Genomic DNA, 14,845 nt, shown 5'->3' with positions numbered 1-14,845 from the left:
GATAATTTAATTGTTAATAACACCAAAAGGCTTCCATGTATTGATTCCATCGGTCGTGTTTACCCAACCAATTGGATTGGTTACAGAAGGTTCTGTATTTAAAATAATATCGCCGCGTCTCCATTCGGAAGAAGAAGTTGTAGGATAGGAAGCTGCATAACTTACTTTTATTTTCCCCAAGTTGAAAAAGTCGTTTACATTTTGATAATATACGATTCCTAAATTATCATTTGTAATGAAATTACTAATTATGTTGAATTCAACATCTGACAAGCATTTGTTATTGCTAATTGTTGTTTTCAATCCTTCATTAGCCTTAATATCGTAAACTTTAAAATTTTTAACTGAATTTCCTCTTACATCATCGTAAAGAGAACCTTCCCCGACAATATTTATTCCAATGGAAATTTCATTATCAATGACACCGTTGTAACTTAGAATATCATTATCAACAATTTTATTTCCACGAACTGCTAAAGGATTTACAGTGTTATTTGCTAAGTACAATCCATATCCAGGTTCATCCAGAGCAATATAATTACTGTTAATATTCCAATTGTAACAATCATCTAATAAAACAATGCCGATGTGATGACAAAAATCGATCATACTATTCATAATGTTTACATGTGATGTTTTTTCTGCATATATAGCATCATAATAATTATTTATTAATGTGTCAATGATTCGCCAGCCTTCTTTTACTATTCCATCGTTATTAAACCAAATTCCCTTACTATTAGGAATTTTTACATTATCGGCAAGAGAAATAGATGTATTATTAGAAATTTCATTATTTACTGATCTTCCATTAATTAAAATACCTGTTTTACAATTTAATATTTTTAAAGATTGGATTTGAGAAGACCACATATAACTAATTTCTAATCCAGTTTCGTAACCATTTATAAAAATATCTCTTATAATAATACTACTAAGTTCACCTTCTGTAATATTTGTCCCATTTACTTTTATACCTATGTTTGTATTTGGTTCATTCACATAAGAATTTCCACTTCCGATTGCAAAACCATCTAAAACGACTCCAGATGAATTAATAATAATTCCATTATTGTTTAAAGTAAGAATATAAGACGGTAATATATTATTATATCCTTTATTGCCAATTGTAGAAGATCCTTTTATTTTAATTGCTTTATTAATTTGCAATGGAGAATAAAGCATATATCTTCGTTCATCTAAACTTAGTATATGTCCAGCATCCATTTCATCAATAAGTTTTTGAATTTTAGAATAATCATCAGTATTTCCATCTCCAACTGCACCGGAAATTCTCACCGAAACATCACCAGTAATCATTCTCCGATATTTTGCGATACTATTGTCTGAATTTGATTTTGTAAAATATAAATACTTTCCATTGGTTGGAATGGTGTTGTCATTTTTGAAATTAACAAGCTCTCCGGTAAAATCATCAATTAAAGTTACTATCTCTCTATCTAAAGTAGAGTCCTGAGTAATAATGAATTCCGAAATCGTCAATAAATTTAAGTTGTTTGTCATTTTGTAATTTAAAAGTGTTAATAATAATATAACCTTGCAAGAATTATAATCCAAAAATACAGGCTTGAAGCGTCAAAACTTGACGTGTTTTTATTTATTAATTTTAAATTTTTAACGAATTTTAAATACCACATTTTTCTTATCGGCATCATATTTTCACTTCACCATCCTACAAACACCAAAATATTAATATTATGTCAAAAAAAATCGCCATTTTGGCAACACACGGATTTGAGGAAAGCGAATTAGCATCACCGAAAGAATATTTGGAGCAACAAGGATGGACTGCACACATCATCAGTCCAGAATCTGGAAGTATAAAAGCATGGGCAGAAAAAGACTGGGGAAAAGAATATCCTGTCGATAAGACTTTGAATGAAGCATCCGCTTCAGATTATGATGCCTTGGTTTTACCAGGCGGTGTTATCAATCCTGATCAATTGAGAACAAATGAAAAGGCTTTAAGTTTTGTTAAAGATTTTTTCCAACAGCATAAACCAGTCGCTGCAATTTGTCATGGACCTCAGATTTTAATTAATGCAGAGGTTGTAGAAGGACGAAATTTAACTTCTGTAAATTCAATTAGTAAAGATCTAAAAAACGCAGGTGCCAATTGGGAAGATAGTGAAGTTGTTGTAGATAATGGGTTGGTTACCAGTAGAACACCGAAAGATTTGCCTGCTTTTAATGCCAAAATGGTGGAAGAAATCAAAGAGGGAAAGCATGAAGAGCAAACTTTGTAATTTTTAAGTTTATAAAATAATGAAGGGTTTAAGTCAAAAGATTTAAACCTTTTTTAATGATTTTAGCTTTTAAAATAAGAAGGATTTATCGCTTAATATTCAACATTTAAGGATTATTTTAAATAAATCTCTCATTATGAATTTGTTAATTAACTAAACTTATTGTTTATTTTTTCATTAAAAATCACTATTTTTGCACCCGTAAAAATCTTATATGCAAAACATTAGAAATATTGCGATTATCGCACACGTTGACCACGGTAAGACTACTTTGGTTGACAAGATCATCCACGCTACCAATATTTTCAGAGAAAATCAGGAGAGTGGGGAGTTAATTATGGATAACAATGATCTTGAAAGAGAAAGAGGGATCACGATCTTATCCAAGAATATTTCTGTTACTTATAAAGACACGAAAATTAACGTAATTGATACACCTGGTCACGCCGATTTTGGAGGAGAAGTAGAAAGAGTATTGAAAATGGCAGACGGAGTTATTTTGTTGGTGGATGCGTTTGAAGGACCAATGCCACAAACGAGATTCGTACTTCAGAAGGCTTTGGAATTAGGATTAAGACCATTGGTTGTTATCAATAAAGTAGATAAGCCAAACTGTCGTCCGGACGAGGTTCACGATCAGGTGTTTGATTTATTCTTCAACTTAGAAGCTACAGAAGAGCAATTGGATTTCCCAACGTTCTATGGTTCTTCTAAACAAGGATGGTTCAACACTTCATTAGAGCAGACTGACAATATTATGCCATTGTTGGATGGTATTTTAGAATATGTTCCAGCTCCGAAAGTAACTGAAGGTAACCTTCAGATGCAGATTACTTCTCTAGATTTCTCTTCTTTCTTAGGAAGAATTGCGATCGGAAAAGTAACAAGAGGTGAGATCAAAGAATCTCAGTGGATCGGTCTTGCTCAGGCAGATGGAAAAGTTGTGAAAGGAAAAGTAAAAGAATTATACGTTTTCGAAGGTTTAGGAAAGAAAAAAGTAACTGAAGTACAGGCAGGTGATATCTGTGCTGTTGTAGGTTTCGACGCTTTCCAGATCGGAGATTCTTTCGTAGATCTTGAAAATCCTGAACCATTGGAAAGAACGGCTATTGATGAGCCTACGTTGAACATGACATTCTCTATCAACAATTCACCTTTCTTTGGTAAGGATGGTAAGTATGTGACTTCTAATCACCTGAAAGAAAGATTGACAAAAGAATTAGAGAAAAACTTAGCATTAAGAGTTCAACAAACTGATGATGCAAACACTTTCCTAGTTTTCGGTAGAGGTATTCTTCACTTGTCAGTTCTTATTGAAACAATGAGAAGAGAAGGGTATGAAATGACGATCGGTCAGCCACAGGTTATCTTAAGAGAAGATGAAGATGGTCAGAAATTAGAGCCTTATGAATCTTTGGTTGTAGACGTTCCTGAAGAATATGCTTCTAGAGTAATCGACTTGGCAACTCAGAGAAAAGGAGATCTTCACATTATGGAAACTAAGGGTGAAATGCAGCATATGGAATTCGAAATTCCTTCAAGAGGTTTGATCGGATTGCGTTCTCAGATGTTGACAGCTACTGCAGGTGAAGCTATTATGGCTCACCGTTTCACAGAATACAAGCCTTTCAAAGGTGCTATTCCTGGAAGAAACAATGGGGTATTAATCAGCAAAACTCAAGGTCCTGCAACTGAATATTCTATTGCTAAATTACAGGATAGAGGTAAGTTCTTCGTTGATCCGGGTGAGGAAATTTACGCAGGAATGATCATCGGTGAGCAAAACAAACCGGGTGACTTAGTTGTAAATATCGTTGAAGCAAAACAGTTGAACAACATGAGAGCTTCAGGTAAAGATAAAGATACAGGTGTTGCTCCAAAAATCTTATTCTCTCTTGAAGAATGCATGGAATATATCCAAGGTGACGAAGCAATCGAGGTAACTCCAAACTTCATCCGTATGAGAAAGAAATTACTTTCTGAAGAAGAAAGAAAAAGAGTGGAAAGATCTGCGAAAGCGTAATCTAAAACTTATAAATATACTAAAGCCTCGATTTTTCGGGGCTTTTTTTGTTTTAATGATTAGGCATAAATTTTCTAAACGTAAATTAGTATTCAATAGGAGCGGACTTTAGTCCGCTTTCAATTTTGAATCTAAATTGGCTTTAGCCAAAATTTAATAAAGAATATCTTTGAGAGCTTATTTAAGTGAAACGCCTTTGCGAACTTAAAAACAATTAGTAGTCAAAAAAACCTTTGCGCACTTTGCGTTAAAATATTTATAATTTAAAACAATATCAATTAAATAATTCATTTTATTATCGTAATTTTTAAAATCAAAAAAAATAATTTAATGTAGTTTTGTAGACTATGAAAATGAATACACTAAAGCTAATCGTTTTATCAGGAATTCTAGCATCTTTTACAGCATGTTCTACTCAGAATAACGCAGTGAAAGCTACAACTCCAACAAAAAATACGACAAAGCCGAATAACAATATATCGACTCCCAAACCGCCTGTTGCAAACACAAAACCAGCAATTCCGCCAACAGAAGAAGTTTTCAGAACCAATCTTCCTGAAATCAAAAGAGAATTTCGTGGAGCATGGATCGCAAGTGTGGCAAACATCAACTGGCCTTCAAGAAATAATTTAACAGTTGACCAACAAAAAGCAGAAGCAATTTCCATGTTGGACATGTTGAAAGATAACAATTTCAACGCGGTAATTTTTCAAGTAAGACCTTCCGCAGATGCTTTGTATACAAGTAATATCGAACCTTGGTCATACTTTTTGACAGGTGAAACAGGAAGGGCGCCTTATCCGAATTACGATCCGTTGCAGTTTTGGATCGACGAAGCGCATAAAAGAGGGTTGGAACTGCATGTTTGGTTAAATCCTTACCGTGCTCATCACACAAACGGAGGAACACCAAATAGTTTATCTATGGCGAACAAACTTTCGGATATTGTCGTAAGATTAAAAAACGGAATGTATTGGTTTGATCCCGCAAATCCGAAAACGCAGGGGCATGTTTCTAATGTCGTGAAAGATATCGTGAAAAGATATGACATTGATGCAGTTCATTTTGATGATTATTTTTATCCTTATGCAACCTACAACAAAGGTGCAGATTTTCCTGATAATGCAACCTGGAACGAATATCTGAGAAATGGCGGAACATTGACCAGAGCAGACTGGAGAAGGGATAATGTGAATAAATTTGTAGAAAGAATTTACAAGGAAATTCATGCTGAGAAAAACTATGTGAGATTTGGGATCAGTCCGTTTGGGATTTGGAAACCCGGATATCCGGAAGGAATTGTCGGTTCTTCTCAGTACGACGAATTATATGCCGATGCCAAATTATGGTTAAATAAAGGCTGGGTAGACTATTTTTCCCCGCAATTATATTGGCCGATCGATTCTAAAGGTCAGGCTTTTGAATCATTATTAAACTGGTGGGAATCCGAAAATACAATGAAACGCCATCTTTGGCCTGGCTTAAATACAGTTGAAATAAAAGTTTCCGATCGTCCGACTGAGATTAAAAATCAGATTGAAATTTCGAGACAGGTTTTAGGAAAAGATGCCGGTGAAATTCATTGGAGTATTGCGGGTTTAACGAAAAATTCAAACATGCTTCCAACATTGAAAAGCGGACCTTACAAAGAAAAAGCTTTGGTGCCAAAAACACCTTGGCTAAAAGCTGTTCCGCTACAAATACCGACTTTGTTTGCTAATGATAACGGAAGTTTTGTTCAGACAAGTTGGAGCAGTAAAAATTTAAAAGAAGTTTTCCAATGGGTTTTATTTACTCAATACAACGGAGTTTGGGAAATGGAAATTTTAACGTTGGATCAACTTTCAAAAGACATTCTTAAATTTAAAGATGGAAAAAAATTGGAAGCTATCGCAATAAAAGCGATTGACAGACTCGGAAATGAAAGTGATTATTTAGCTAAAAAAGTGAAATAATTTACCAAGATTTTTAAACTTAACCGAAATTCCTATCCTCTAAAAGGGTGCAAAGATTCAAAAAAATTTTGACGGGGTGGTTTAAAAATAAATAATTATAAAAAATAAAAACCAGTTCAAAGAGCTGGTTTTTCGTTTGTTGTGAAATTTGTAAATCTATTTCTGCAAGTTAAAACAATCCAAATCCGGACATAAAAACGTTTGAATATCAGTCAAATTCAAAATTCCGGAATCTGCAAGTGAACAAAGAAGTTTGCATACAGGATCCAATAATGCACCTCCTGAAATGGTCTTAAGCTCATTTCTTTCTAGTTTTTTTAGATTTCTCATGGTAATAATTTTTGTTTGGTTAATTCAATTCTAAAATATAAAATTTTTAGTTTTTATTTTAGAATAACTATAAATTATTAATTTAAATTAAAGTAAATCAATGAATTATAAAGTGCGGTTGCTAGTTTTTATGAAAATAAGTACTTCCTCGGAATCATTTTTGTATAACTAATTGTATAACCACACAAAAAATATTTTATTATGAATACTAAAAGACTTTCCGAGGCAATGGAAAACGCATTAAGTAATCAAATGAACAAAGAAATTCATGCTTCTCACGTTTTCCTTTCGTACGGAATTTGGGCAGATGACAAAGGATATCAGGGAATTGCAAATTTCCTTTACAGACATGCGCAGGAGGAAAGAAATCACTCAATAAAATTCATGGAATACGTTCTCAATAGAGGAGGAAAACCGAAAGTTGATGCGATTCCTGCTCCACCACAAGATCCGGAATCTTTATCTGCTTGCTTCGACGGTGTTTTTAAACATGAAGTAGACAATACAACATCAATTTATCGACTTGTAGATCAGGCTTTGGAAGAAAAAGACTGGGCAACTTGGAATTTCATGCAGTGGTTTGTACAAGAGCAGATTGAAGAAGAAACTTTAGCGCAAAACCTAATCGACAAATTAAAAATTGCCGGTGGCGATCGAGCTACAGACGAGTCTCTATTTACTCTAGATAAAGCATTACAGGAAGCACCAAACGACGTTCCGTTGGCGCAGGACGCTACTGGTGCGAATCCTTAAAAACCATTTGGTGAAACAAAAATTATTTTAAAATCTGTCAAAATTTGGCAGATTTTTTTATTATGAAACTCCCTTTAAATTCACTATCTTTGCACGCTGAAAGTTCAAGGTTTTTAATTCAAAAAAATTAAATTGAATTTACTTTAAACCTGAATATTAAAATAAATTTAGAATTTACAATATGAAACCGAAAGGTTACATAACATTATAAATAAAATAAAAATTTCGTTATGAAATGTGGAATCGTAGGCTTACCAAACGTAGGTAAATCAACTCTTTTTAACTGTCTGAGTAACGCAAAAGCTCAGTCAGCAAACTATCCTTTCTGTACAATCGAACCGAACTTGGGAACAGTTTCTGTACCGGATCACAGATTGTTTGAATTGGAAAAATTAGTAAAACCAGAGAGAGTTTTACCTGCTGTTGTTGAGATCGTAGATATTGCTGGTCTTGTGAAAGGAGCGAGCAAAGGAGAAGGTCTTGGAAACCAGTTCTTGGCAAATATCCGTGAGTGTGAGGCGATTATCCATGTTTTAAGATGTTTTGATAACGGAAATATCGTTCACGTTGAAGGTTCGGTTGATCCTTTAAGAGATAAAGAAATTATCGATATCGAACTTCAGTTAAAAGATTTGGAAACTGTTGGAAAAGCAGTTGAAAAGGCAAAAAAATTCATCAAATCCGGAAAGAAAGAAGATATTTTGACGTACGAAACGCTTCAAAATCTTCAAAAATTCTTAGAAGACGGGAAAAATGCAAGAGAATTTGCAACTGATGATTTCACAAAATCGATTATTGGTGAAGTTCAATTGTTAACAAATAAACCAGTTCTTTACGTTTGTAATGTTGATGAAAATTCAATTAAAAACGGAAACGACTGGATTGGTAAGATTGAAGAAATGGCTAAAAATGAAGGCGCAGAAGTTGTGGTTTTAGCTGCTCAAATCGAAGCTGATATCAATGAACTGGAAACTTATGAAGAAAGAGAGATTTTCCTTGAAGAACTTGGTCTTACAGAACCTGGAGTGAACCGTTTGATTAGAAAAGCCTATGATCTGTTGAAGCTTCAAACGTATTTTACAGCGGGTGTAAAGGAAGTTAGAGCCTGGACTATCGGACAAGGTTGGACTGCTCCTCAAGCTGCAGGTGTAATTCACACAGACTTCGAAAAAGGTTTTATCCGTGCGGAAGTTATCAAGTTTGATGATTATATGACATATGGTTCTGAGGTGAAAATCAAAGAAGCAGGAAAACTTTCTGTAGAAGGTAAAGAATATATCGTGAAGGATGGCGACATCATGCACTTTAGATTCAACGTATAAGAAAATATTAAAGTTAGTTATAATTGAAAAGCGCTCCCGATATATTTTGGGAGCGCTTTTTGCGTTATTTAAAATTTATTATTTAATCAAATGGAAGCAGTTGACACTGAAGTTCGGCACATCCGATTCCAAATTTTTTGCACTGTCCGGTCATTGGATCAATACATTGTTCTTTACCGCCCATAACTGAGCGTAACTCTTTTTTGTTCAGTTTTTTTAAATTTTTCATTATTATTGATTTTTAGTGAGTTAGTAACACTAAGATAAGGAAAATATTAATAGTAAATCACTTTTTGATGACAAATTTAAGCTTTACAGTTTACTGCTTTTTTTCCTCATTTAAATTTAAAAATATTATTTCGTACATTTGATTTTTACAAATTTCTAGTCATGGAAAAAACAGCACACACTTCATATACATCGCTGGAAGATTTTTATCAAGAGATGACAGAAAAGCTGGGAAAAGATGTTGAAAGTATTTTCCCAAAAGGTCTTCATAAAGATATCGGTCATTTCAATGTTTTTGATATTGCTCAAACCCTAGAAAGATCTAGGCTGACTTCTGAAATGCCTTACAATAGGAGAAAATATTACAAAATAAGCTTGATAAGAGGTAGAAACAGAGCTGAATATGCAGACAAAATTATCCGAATTCAGAAAAATGCTTTGTTATTTGCAACACCTAAAGTTCCTTATCATTGGATTCCGGAAGATCCGCAACAATCCGGGAGTTTCTGTGTTTTTACAGAAGATTTTTTCATAAAAGATAAATCCCACAATACTCTTGAAGATTTACCCATTTTTCAGCCGGGAAATATTCCTTTGTTTGAAATTGATGATGAGCTAGCGGATGAGATTGAACAGTTGTTTTCTAAGATTAAAAAAGAGATTGATTCCGATTATATTTTCAAATATGATTTAATCAGAAACTATGTATTAGAACTTATTCATTATGGGCAAAAATTGCAGCCTGCTTCAAAATTATCAACCTCAAATGATGCTTCGCTACGCGTAGTTTCCTTGTTTATTGAGTTGCTGGAGAGACAGTTTCCTATTGAAAGTTCTGACCAGAGACTGCAACTAAAAACAGCAAAAGACTATGCGGATCGCTTGGCTGTTCATGTGAATTATTTAAATAAAAAATTAAAGGAAAGTACAGGAAAAACGACTACTGAAATTATTGCAGAAAGGGTAATTCAGGAAGCTAAAATTTTATTAAAACAAACAAAATGGAATGTTTCAGAAATAGCTTATGCTTTAGGTTTTGAGGAAATAGCCCATTTCTCAAATTTCTTTAAAAAGAAAACTTCTTTGGCTCCGTTGGAATTTCGCTCATGATTTGAATTTTGCAAATTTCAGTTTGATTAAAGCAAACACTTTCCCTTAAAATTGTCTGAACTTTGTCTCATCAAAAACAAACAAAAAAAATGGAAACAAGAACAAAAATCGCATTAGTTACAGGAGGAAGTCGTGGATTAGGAAGAAATTCTGCTCTTAAAATTGCTCAGAAAGGGCTAGATGTGATCTTAACTTATAAAAGCAATAAAGAAGAAGCCGATAAGGTTGTTGAAGAAATTCAATCTTTTGGAAGAAAAGCAATTGCTTATCAATTGGATACAAAAGATACAAAGAGTTTTGATGCTTTTGTAAAAACAGTTGGAGATCATTTAGAAGAAAATACGGGAAGCAGAAATATTGATTTTTTAATCAATAATGCAGGAACTTCTTTGCATGCTTCGATTACGGATGTTACAGAAGAGCAATTGGATGATATTGTAGATATTCATTTCAAAGGGGTATTTTTCCTGACTCAGAAATTTTTGCCGTTCATCAACGAAAATGGAGGAATTGTAAATATTTCTTCCGGATTGGCACGATTCGCAACGCCTGGATATTCAGTTTATGGTGGAATTAAGGCTGGAATCGAGATGCTGACAAAATATATGGCAAAAGAATTGGGCGCAAGAAAAATTAAAGCCAATGTTGTTGCTCCAGGTGCTATAGAAACAGATTTCGGTGGAGGATTGGTAAGAGATACAAAAGAAATAAATGATATGGTTGCAGGTGCTACAGCTTTAGGTAGAGTAGGCGTTCCGGATGATATCGGTGGAGTTGTAGCGTTCTTGTGTACGGAAGATGCGCGTTGGATTACAGGACAAAGAATCGAAGCTTCCGGAGGAATGTTTTTATAATATCTAAAATAAATGTGGTGACTTCGATAGCCTCAATCACCCATGAGGGTAAGAATCAATTATTCAATTAATAATTATATTGATACCACAAAAAAACTGGTGACTAAGGTTCTCAAAGTCACCAGTTTTTTTATTTAAAATTTAAAAAATATATGCAATCATCTGCATAATCTGCCAAATCCGTGAGAGATTAAATTTTAAGAATTAAATTACAATTTAGCCAAATTCTCAATAGCCTTTTCCAAAGTTTCCTGTTTTTTCGCGAAGCATAGACGAATTACATTTTCATTCAATTTATTTTTATAGAAAGAAGAAAACGGAACGCTTGCCACTTTATGATTGATCGTCAGTTCTCTGGCAAAATCAAAATCGTTTTTATCGGATATTTTATCGTATTTCAAAGCCTGAAAATAGGTTCCTTCACAATCTAGAAGTTCAAAAGAAGTTGTAGCCAAACCTTGTCTTAAGAAATCTCTTTTTTCCTGAAAAAATTGATTCAAATAATTGTAATGATCCTCATTTTTCATATACTCAGCCAAAGCCATTTGAATTGGAGTATTTACAGAAAATACATTGAATTGATGAATCTTTCTAAATTCATCCGTCAAATATTTTGGAGCCGCACAATATCCTACCTTCCAGCCTGTCACGTGGAATAGCTTTCCGAAAGAAGCCACCAAAAGACTTCTGTTTTTCAGTTCTGGATATTTACAGATGCTTAAATGTTGTTTTCCATCAAAAACGATATTTTCATACACTTCATCGCTTAAAATTAAAATAGAAGTTCCTTCAACGATTTTTATTAATTCCTGAAGATCATTTTCTTTTAAAATTTTTCCGGAAGGGTTGTTTGGATTGTTTAAAATAATCATTTTCGTTTTATCTGAAACTAGATTTCTCACTTCGTTCCAATCGATTTCATAATCCGGAGCTTTCATTTCAAAACGCTTTACAATTCCTCCGAAAAGCTCTACAGTTGGTTCATAGCAATCATAAGCCGGTTCAAAAATGATCACCTCATCATCTTTTTTTACAAAAGTGGCAATGGTTGTAAAAATTGCCTGAGTTCCACCTGCAGTCACGGTAATTTCAGAATCGGGATGATAAATTGCCTGGTGCGAATTCTCTATTTTTCTTGCAATTTCTTCCTTTAAGCCAATCATTCCGCCCATCGGAGCGTATTGATTAAAGCCTTTTTTAATAAAGTTGTCTACGAGATCCAACAATTCGGAATCTGGCATAAAATCGGGAAAGCCTTGGGATAAGTTGATGGCTTCATTTTCATTGGCAAGTTGCGTCATCTGGCTGAAAATCGTAGTTCCGACATTGGAAAGTTTTGATAAAGGAAGTTGTATCATTAAAACGAAATTTTATTGATATCGAATTTATTTATTTTTTTCAAGAAAAAGGTAATGAAACCTTAATAATATTAAATAAAAAAGACTGTCTTCACAATAAAGACAGCCTCCCTTTTGAATTCATATCAACTTATTTGGAAATCAAAAGTTTTTGAGAAGAAGTTTTTATTTAATCCACTCAAATATTTTTGTGGTTTTATCTGAACCCTCAAAACCATCCACAGGAAAATAAATAAGGGAATCTTTTCTTAACATTTGGCTTGCAAATCCGACTACTTTTTTCTTGTGGTCTTGCATTATTTGGATATCATTTTTTCTAAGTGCTCTTACCACAAACTCAGAACAATAATATTTTTCATTATTTTCATCAAAATCGAAATCGAATATGATGTTTTCTTTTTCAGAAGAAATTAATGTGTTTTTAATGCTTTCAAATTTTTCAGTATTTATGTTATTTAATTTCCATACAGATACATAATTCAGATCTTCAGGTTTTGTGAAATCTTCGATGGTTTCGATAAAAAGATTGTTTTTATGAGCATTCTTTTTTACATAAATATGGTAAATATTGAGTTCACCATCTTTTATAAATCCAATTCCTAAATGAGATGCGTATTTGTTTTTAAGATTGAAATCTTTGGCAAGATTTCCAAGTTTTCCGGTTGTTCCCCTTTGTATCAAATAAATAGCCTGAGTTTCTAGTTTTAAATTTTTTATTCTAAAATCTAAAGAAGGTCGTTTATAAAAAGAAAAAACTACTATTATGAGCAAAATACCCATAATAGTAATTAAAAATTTGAAGAATATATTATTCTTAGTTTTCATAAGGTTTTATTTATTGTCCAAGGCAACGCCTACAAACCATCCGATTGTACCGCCAATGAATGCTCCCGGGGGCCCTGCTACTGCGAATCCTATTCCAAGACCTATTGCTCCGCCGATAAATCCGCCCCCATCTTTGCTCATTACACCTCCGCCAATAATAGCTCCCTGTTCATAATTGAGTCTGTATTTATTAAGATTTCGTAAGAATTCTTTTTCGTTTTGAGGAAGATTGTTTATCGCTAGTTTGTTTTCAAGATCAGGCATATAGCTGTTAGAAATAGCAACAGCAAGATCTTTAGCCGGATTAGAATATCCCAAATTTGTAAGGGCTTCATAGAAAGTAAGCTGAGAGTACGCTGTTGTTTGCCCGATCAATTGGTTTACTGTGTCTAGAGGCAATCGGTCTGCATCTGGAATTTGGGTAATCTGGTAAAATTCATTAAGATCATTCTGGGTAAGCACATATCCAGGTCCGTTTTGTGCAACTTTTGCTTTGATAAAATTTACACCCTGATTAAAAATATCAGGATTATCAAAATAATTTTGACCGTCGAGATTACTCACCGATATATCAGAACTTTTAGAAGCAACAGTTTCTGTCTGCATATCTACACTGTCCTGATTACAAGAGTTTAAAAATGTTTGTGAAAATACCAAGCCGATTACAGCTAAAGCGATTTTTGTTTTTTTCATGATATACTATTTTGTAAAGTTTTGATAAAAGTATTCATGAATAAAATATCTCACTATTGGGAATAAGTAACTGTTGGTGTATTTTGATTAAGTGTAAATTTTTTATCAACAAATGTTTAAAATAAAAAAGACCGCCAAAAGGCAGTCTTAATTTCTTTTAAATAGCTATTCAACTGTCACATATTCAGGCAACTTTTTGCAAAAAATCATTTTTTCTGCGAATGGAAACATCCAGAACAGAATTGTCTACCATCACCACTTGCCCGCCTTTTCCTTTTATATATTCTTTTAAATGTTCAAGATTAATAAGGTGCTTATGATGGATTCTGAAAAAATTGTGTCCTGAAAGGTTTTTTTCAAAATCACATAATGTTTTAGAAACTACTACTTTAGATTTGTCTGACAAATAAATAAATGTATAGTTGGAATCTGCTTCACAACGAATAATTTCATCAATATTTACTCTTTTAAAACCTTGAAGTGTAGGAAGATTAATCTTATTTTGAACAATATTAAAACTAGAAACTTTATTTTTATTGTTTTCTATGACCTTGTTCACGGTGATTACGAAGTCGAGATTGGTGACAGGTTTTAATAAATAATTTGTAATTCCTGTTTTGATGGCCTGAATAATAAATTGTTCACAATCCGACATGAAAATAATCTGAGAATGATTCCGCCTGAATGATAAAAGTCGTTCTACAGCCAAATCGTCTCCTAACGGAATATCGATAAATAAAAGATCAGGAGTTTTTTTGCTCAAATAACTGGCAGCAAATTCAAGTTTATTGGCTTGGAAATCAATTTCGCATTCAGGAAACTCTGCATTTAATAAGAGGGAAATGCATTCACTATCGTCTTGTTCGTCGATAATGCACGTTTGTAATGTATTTTTCATGGTGTGGAATAGGTTTTTAGTTTTTATTGTATCAGTTTCTCTTAAATCATTTTATATTTTTTAAAGATTAATATTTTAATTTATTATCAAATTTGGTTGATAAATTTCAAATAATTAATGAATTTTGTTTTTCACTTATGCTTGAATAATGTAAATATAGTATTTTATTAACAATTATCCAATACTTGCAGATAAATAATGATAAAAAATGAATTAAAAGTTTAGCTTA

Annotated in this window: 14 protein-coding genes; 7 read left to right on the top strand and 7 right to left on the bottom strand. The window is 33.1% G+C overall.

Features of this window, described 5'->3' with window-relative positions; all coding sequences use genetic code 11:
- Positions 1–6 precede the first annotated feature (6 nt).
- Positions 7–1,524 carry a right-handed parallel beta-helix repeat-containing protein gene (locus ACKX2A_RS03195; RefSeq protein WP_415327590.1) on the bottom strand — a complete coding sequence of 506 codons (1,518 nt, stop codon included), beginning with the start codon at positions 1,522–1,524 and terminating at the stop codon, positions 7–9.
- A 194-nt stretch (positions 1,525–1,718) separates the two neighbouring features.
- Between ACKX2A_RS03195 and ACKX2A_RS03190 the strand changes: the two genes are divergently transcribed.
- The 3 genes from ACKX2A_RS03190 to ACKX2A_RS03180 all read left to right on the top strand — a co-directional run bounded on the left by ACKX2A_RS03190 (position 1,719) and on the right by ACKX2A_RS03180 (position 6,245).
- Complete coding sequence (locus ACKX2A_RS03190) at positions 1,719–2,267, top strand: type 1 glutamine amidotransferase domain-containing protein (RefSeq protein WP_415327589.1); 549 nt, start codon at positions 1,719–1,721, stop codon at positions 2,265–2,267.
- A gap of 214 nt (positions 2,268–2,481) precedes the next feature.
- Positions 2,482–4,290 carry a translational GTPase TypA gene (typA, locus tag ACKX2A_RS03185; protein WP_415327588.1) on the top strand — a complete coding sequence of 603 codons (1,809 nt, stop codon included), beginning with the start codon at positions 2,482–2,484 and terminating at the stop codon, positions 4,288–4,290.
- A 347-nt stretch (positions 4,291–4,637) separates the two neighbouring features.
- A complete protein-coding gene (locus ACKX2A_RS03180) occupies positions 4,638–6,245 on the top strand; it encodes a glycoside hydrolase family 10 protein (RefSeq protein WP_415327587.1) in 1,608 nt (535 codons plus the stop codon).
- A gap of 156 nt (positions 6,246–6,401) precedes the next feature.
- Here ACKX2A_RS03180 and ACKX2A_RS03175 read toward each other — a convergent pair whose 3' ends face one another.
- Positions 6,402–6,575, bottom strand: coding sequence for a bacteriocin-like protein (locus ACKX2A_RS03175; RefSeq protein ID WP_415327586.1), 174 nt, complete (start codon positions 6,573–6,575; stop codon positions 6,402–6,404).
- A 201-nt stretch (positions 6,576–6,776) separates the two neighbouring features.
- Here ACKX2A_RS03175 and ACKX2A_RS03170 point away from each other — a divergent pair, with 201 nt between their 5' ends.
- Positions 6,777–7,328 (top strand): ferritin, encoded by a 552-nt coding sequence (locus ACKX2A_RS03170; RefSeq protein ID WP_415327585.1) that lies wholly within the window; start codon positions 6,777–6,779, stop codon positions 7,326–7,328.
- A gap of 230 nt (positions 7,329–7,558) precedes the next feature.
- Positions 7,559–8,650, top strand: coding sequence for a redox-regulated ATPase YchF (gene ychF / locus ACKX2A_RS03165; RefSeq protein WP_415327584.1), 1,092 nt, complete (start codon positions 7,559–7,561; stop codon positions 8,648–8,650).
- 82 nt (positions 8,651–8,732) lie between these two features.
- Here ychF and ACKX2A_RS03160 read toward each other — a convergent pair whose 3' ends face one another.
- A complete protein-coding gene (locus tag ACKX2A_RS03160; protein WP_415327583.1) occupies positions 8,733–8,879 on the bottom strand; it encodes a bacteriocin in 147 nt (48 codons plus the stop codon).
- Between the two features lie 161 nt (positions 8,880–9,040).
- Between ACKX2A_RS03160 and ACKX2A_RS03155 the strand changes: the two genes are divergently transcribed.
- Both ACKX2A_RS03155 and ACKX2A_RS03150 read left to right on the top strand, forming a co-directional pair.
- Positions 9,041–9,988: a helix-turn-helix domain-containing protein gene (locus tag ACKX2A_RS03155; protein ID WP_415327582.1), complete on the top strand. Its 948-nt coding sequence runs from the start codon at positions 9,041–9,043 to the stop codon at positions 9,986–9,988.
- A gap of 89 nt (positions 9,989–10,077) precedes the next feature.
- A complete protein-coding gene (locus tag ACKX2A_RS03150) occupies positions 10,078–10,842 on the top strand; it encodes an SDR family NAD(P)-dependent oxidoreductase (RefSeq protein ID WP_415327581.1) in 765 nt (254 codons plus the stop codon).
- A gap of 209 nt (positions 10,843–11,051) precedes the next feature.
- Here ACKX2A_RS03150 and ACKX2A_RS03145 read toward each other — a convergent pair whose 3' ends face one another.
- From ACKX2A_RS03145 to ACKX2A_RS03130, 4 genes are all read right to left on the bottom strand, one after another.
- Positions 11,052–12,200, bottom strand: a complete 1,149-nt coding sequence (locus ACKX2A_RS03145) for a methionine aminotransferase (RefSeq protein WP_415327580.1) — start codon at positions 12,198–12,200, stop codon at positions 11,052–11,054.
- A gap of 165 nt (positions 12,201–12,365) precedes the next feature.
- On the bottom strand, positions 12,366–13,025 hold the full coding sequence (locus ACKX2A_RS03140; RefSeq protein WP_415327579.1) for a hypothetical protein: 660 nt from the start codon (positions 13,023–13,025) through the stop codon (positions 12,366–12,368).
- Between the two features lie 6 nt (positions 13,026–13,031).
- Positions 13,032–13,718 (bottom strand): hypothetical protein, encoded by a 687-nt coding sequence (locus ACKX2A_RS03135; RefSeq protein WP_415327578.1) that lies wholly within the window; start codon positions 13,716–13,718, stop codon positions 13,032–13,034.
- A 184-nt stretch (positions 13,719–13,902) separates the two neighbouring features.
- On the bottom strand, positions 13,903–14,616 hold the full coding sequence (locus ACKX2A_RS03130; RefSeq protein ID WP_415327577.1) for a LytR/AlgR family response regulator transcription factor: 714 nt from the start codon (positions 14,614–14,616) through the stop codon (positions 13,903–13,905).
- Between the last annotated feature and the right edge of the window lie 229 nt (positions 14,617–14,845).

Source organism: Chryseobacterium sp. MMS23-Vi53 (assembly GCF_047651245.1).
Lineage (GTDB): Bacteria > Bacteroidota > Bacteroidia > Flavobacteriales > Weeksellaceae > Chryseobacterium.
The sequence above is the reverse complement of the archived record's forward strand: the minus strand, read 5'-3'. Positions and strand labels throughout refer to the sequence as shown.

Excerpts from the sequence above, each read along its gene's own strand:
- ACKX2A_RS03195 (WP_415327590.1), bottom strand. The coding sequence starts at position 1,524 with ATGACAAACAACTTAAATTTATTGACGATTTCGGAATTCATTATTACT.
- ACKX2A_RS03190 (WP_415327589.1), top strand. The coding sequence starts at position 1,719 with ATGTCAAAAAAAATCGCCATTTTGGCAACACACGGATTTGAGGAAAGC.
- typA (WP_415327588.1), top strand. The coding sequence starts at position 2,482 with ATGCAAAACATTAGAAATATTGCGATTATCGCACACGTTGACCACGGT.
- ACKX2A_RS03180 (WP_415327587.1), top strand. The coding sequence starts at position 4,638 with ATGAAAATGAATACACTAAAGCTAATCGTTTTATCAGGAATTCTAGCA.
- ACKX2A_RS03175 (WP_415327586.1), bottom strand. The coding sequence starts at position 6,575 with ATGAGAAATCTAAAAAAACTAGAAAGAAATGAGCTTAAGACCATTTCA.
- ACKX2A_RS03170 (WP_415327585.1), top strand. The coding sequence starts at position 6,777 with ATGAATACTAAAAGACTTTCCGAGGCAATGGAAAACGCATTAAGTAAT.
- ychF (WP_415327584.1), top strand. The coding sequence starts at position 7,559 with ATGAAATGTGGAATCGTAGGCTTACCAAACGTAGGTAAATCAACTCTT.
- ACKX2A_RS03160 (WP_415327583.1), bottom strand. The coding sequence starts at position 8,879 with ATGAAAAATTTAAAAAAACTGAACAAAAAAGAGTTACGCTCAGTTATG.
- ACKX2A_RS03155 (WP_415327582.1), top strand. The coding sequence starts at position 9,041 with ATGGAAAAAACAGCACACACTTCATATACATCGCTGGAAGATTTTTAT.
- ACKX2A_RS03150 (WP_415327581.1), top strand. The coding sequence starts at position 10,078 with ATGGAAACAAGAACAAAAATCGCATTAGTTACAGGAGGAAGTCGTGGA.
- ACKX2A_RS03145 (WP_415327580.1), bottom strand. The coding sequence starts at position 12,200 with ATGATACAACTTCCTTTATCAAAACTTTCCAATGTCGGAACTACGATT.
- ACKX2A_RS03140 (WP_415327579.1), bottom strand. The coding sequence starts at position 13,025 with ATGAAAACTAAGAATAATATATTCTTCAAATTTTTAATTACTATTATG.
- ACKX2A_RS03135 (WP_415327578.1), bottom strand. The coding sequence starts at position 13,718 with ATGAAAAAAACAAAAATCGCTTTAGCTGTAATCGGCTTGGTATTTTCA.
- ACKX2A_RS03130 (WP_415327577.1), bottom strand. The coding sequence starts at position 14,616 with ATGAAAAATACATTACAAACGTGCATTATCGACGAACAAGACGATAGT.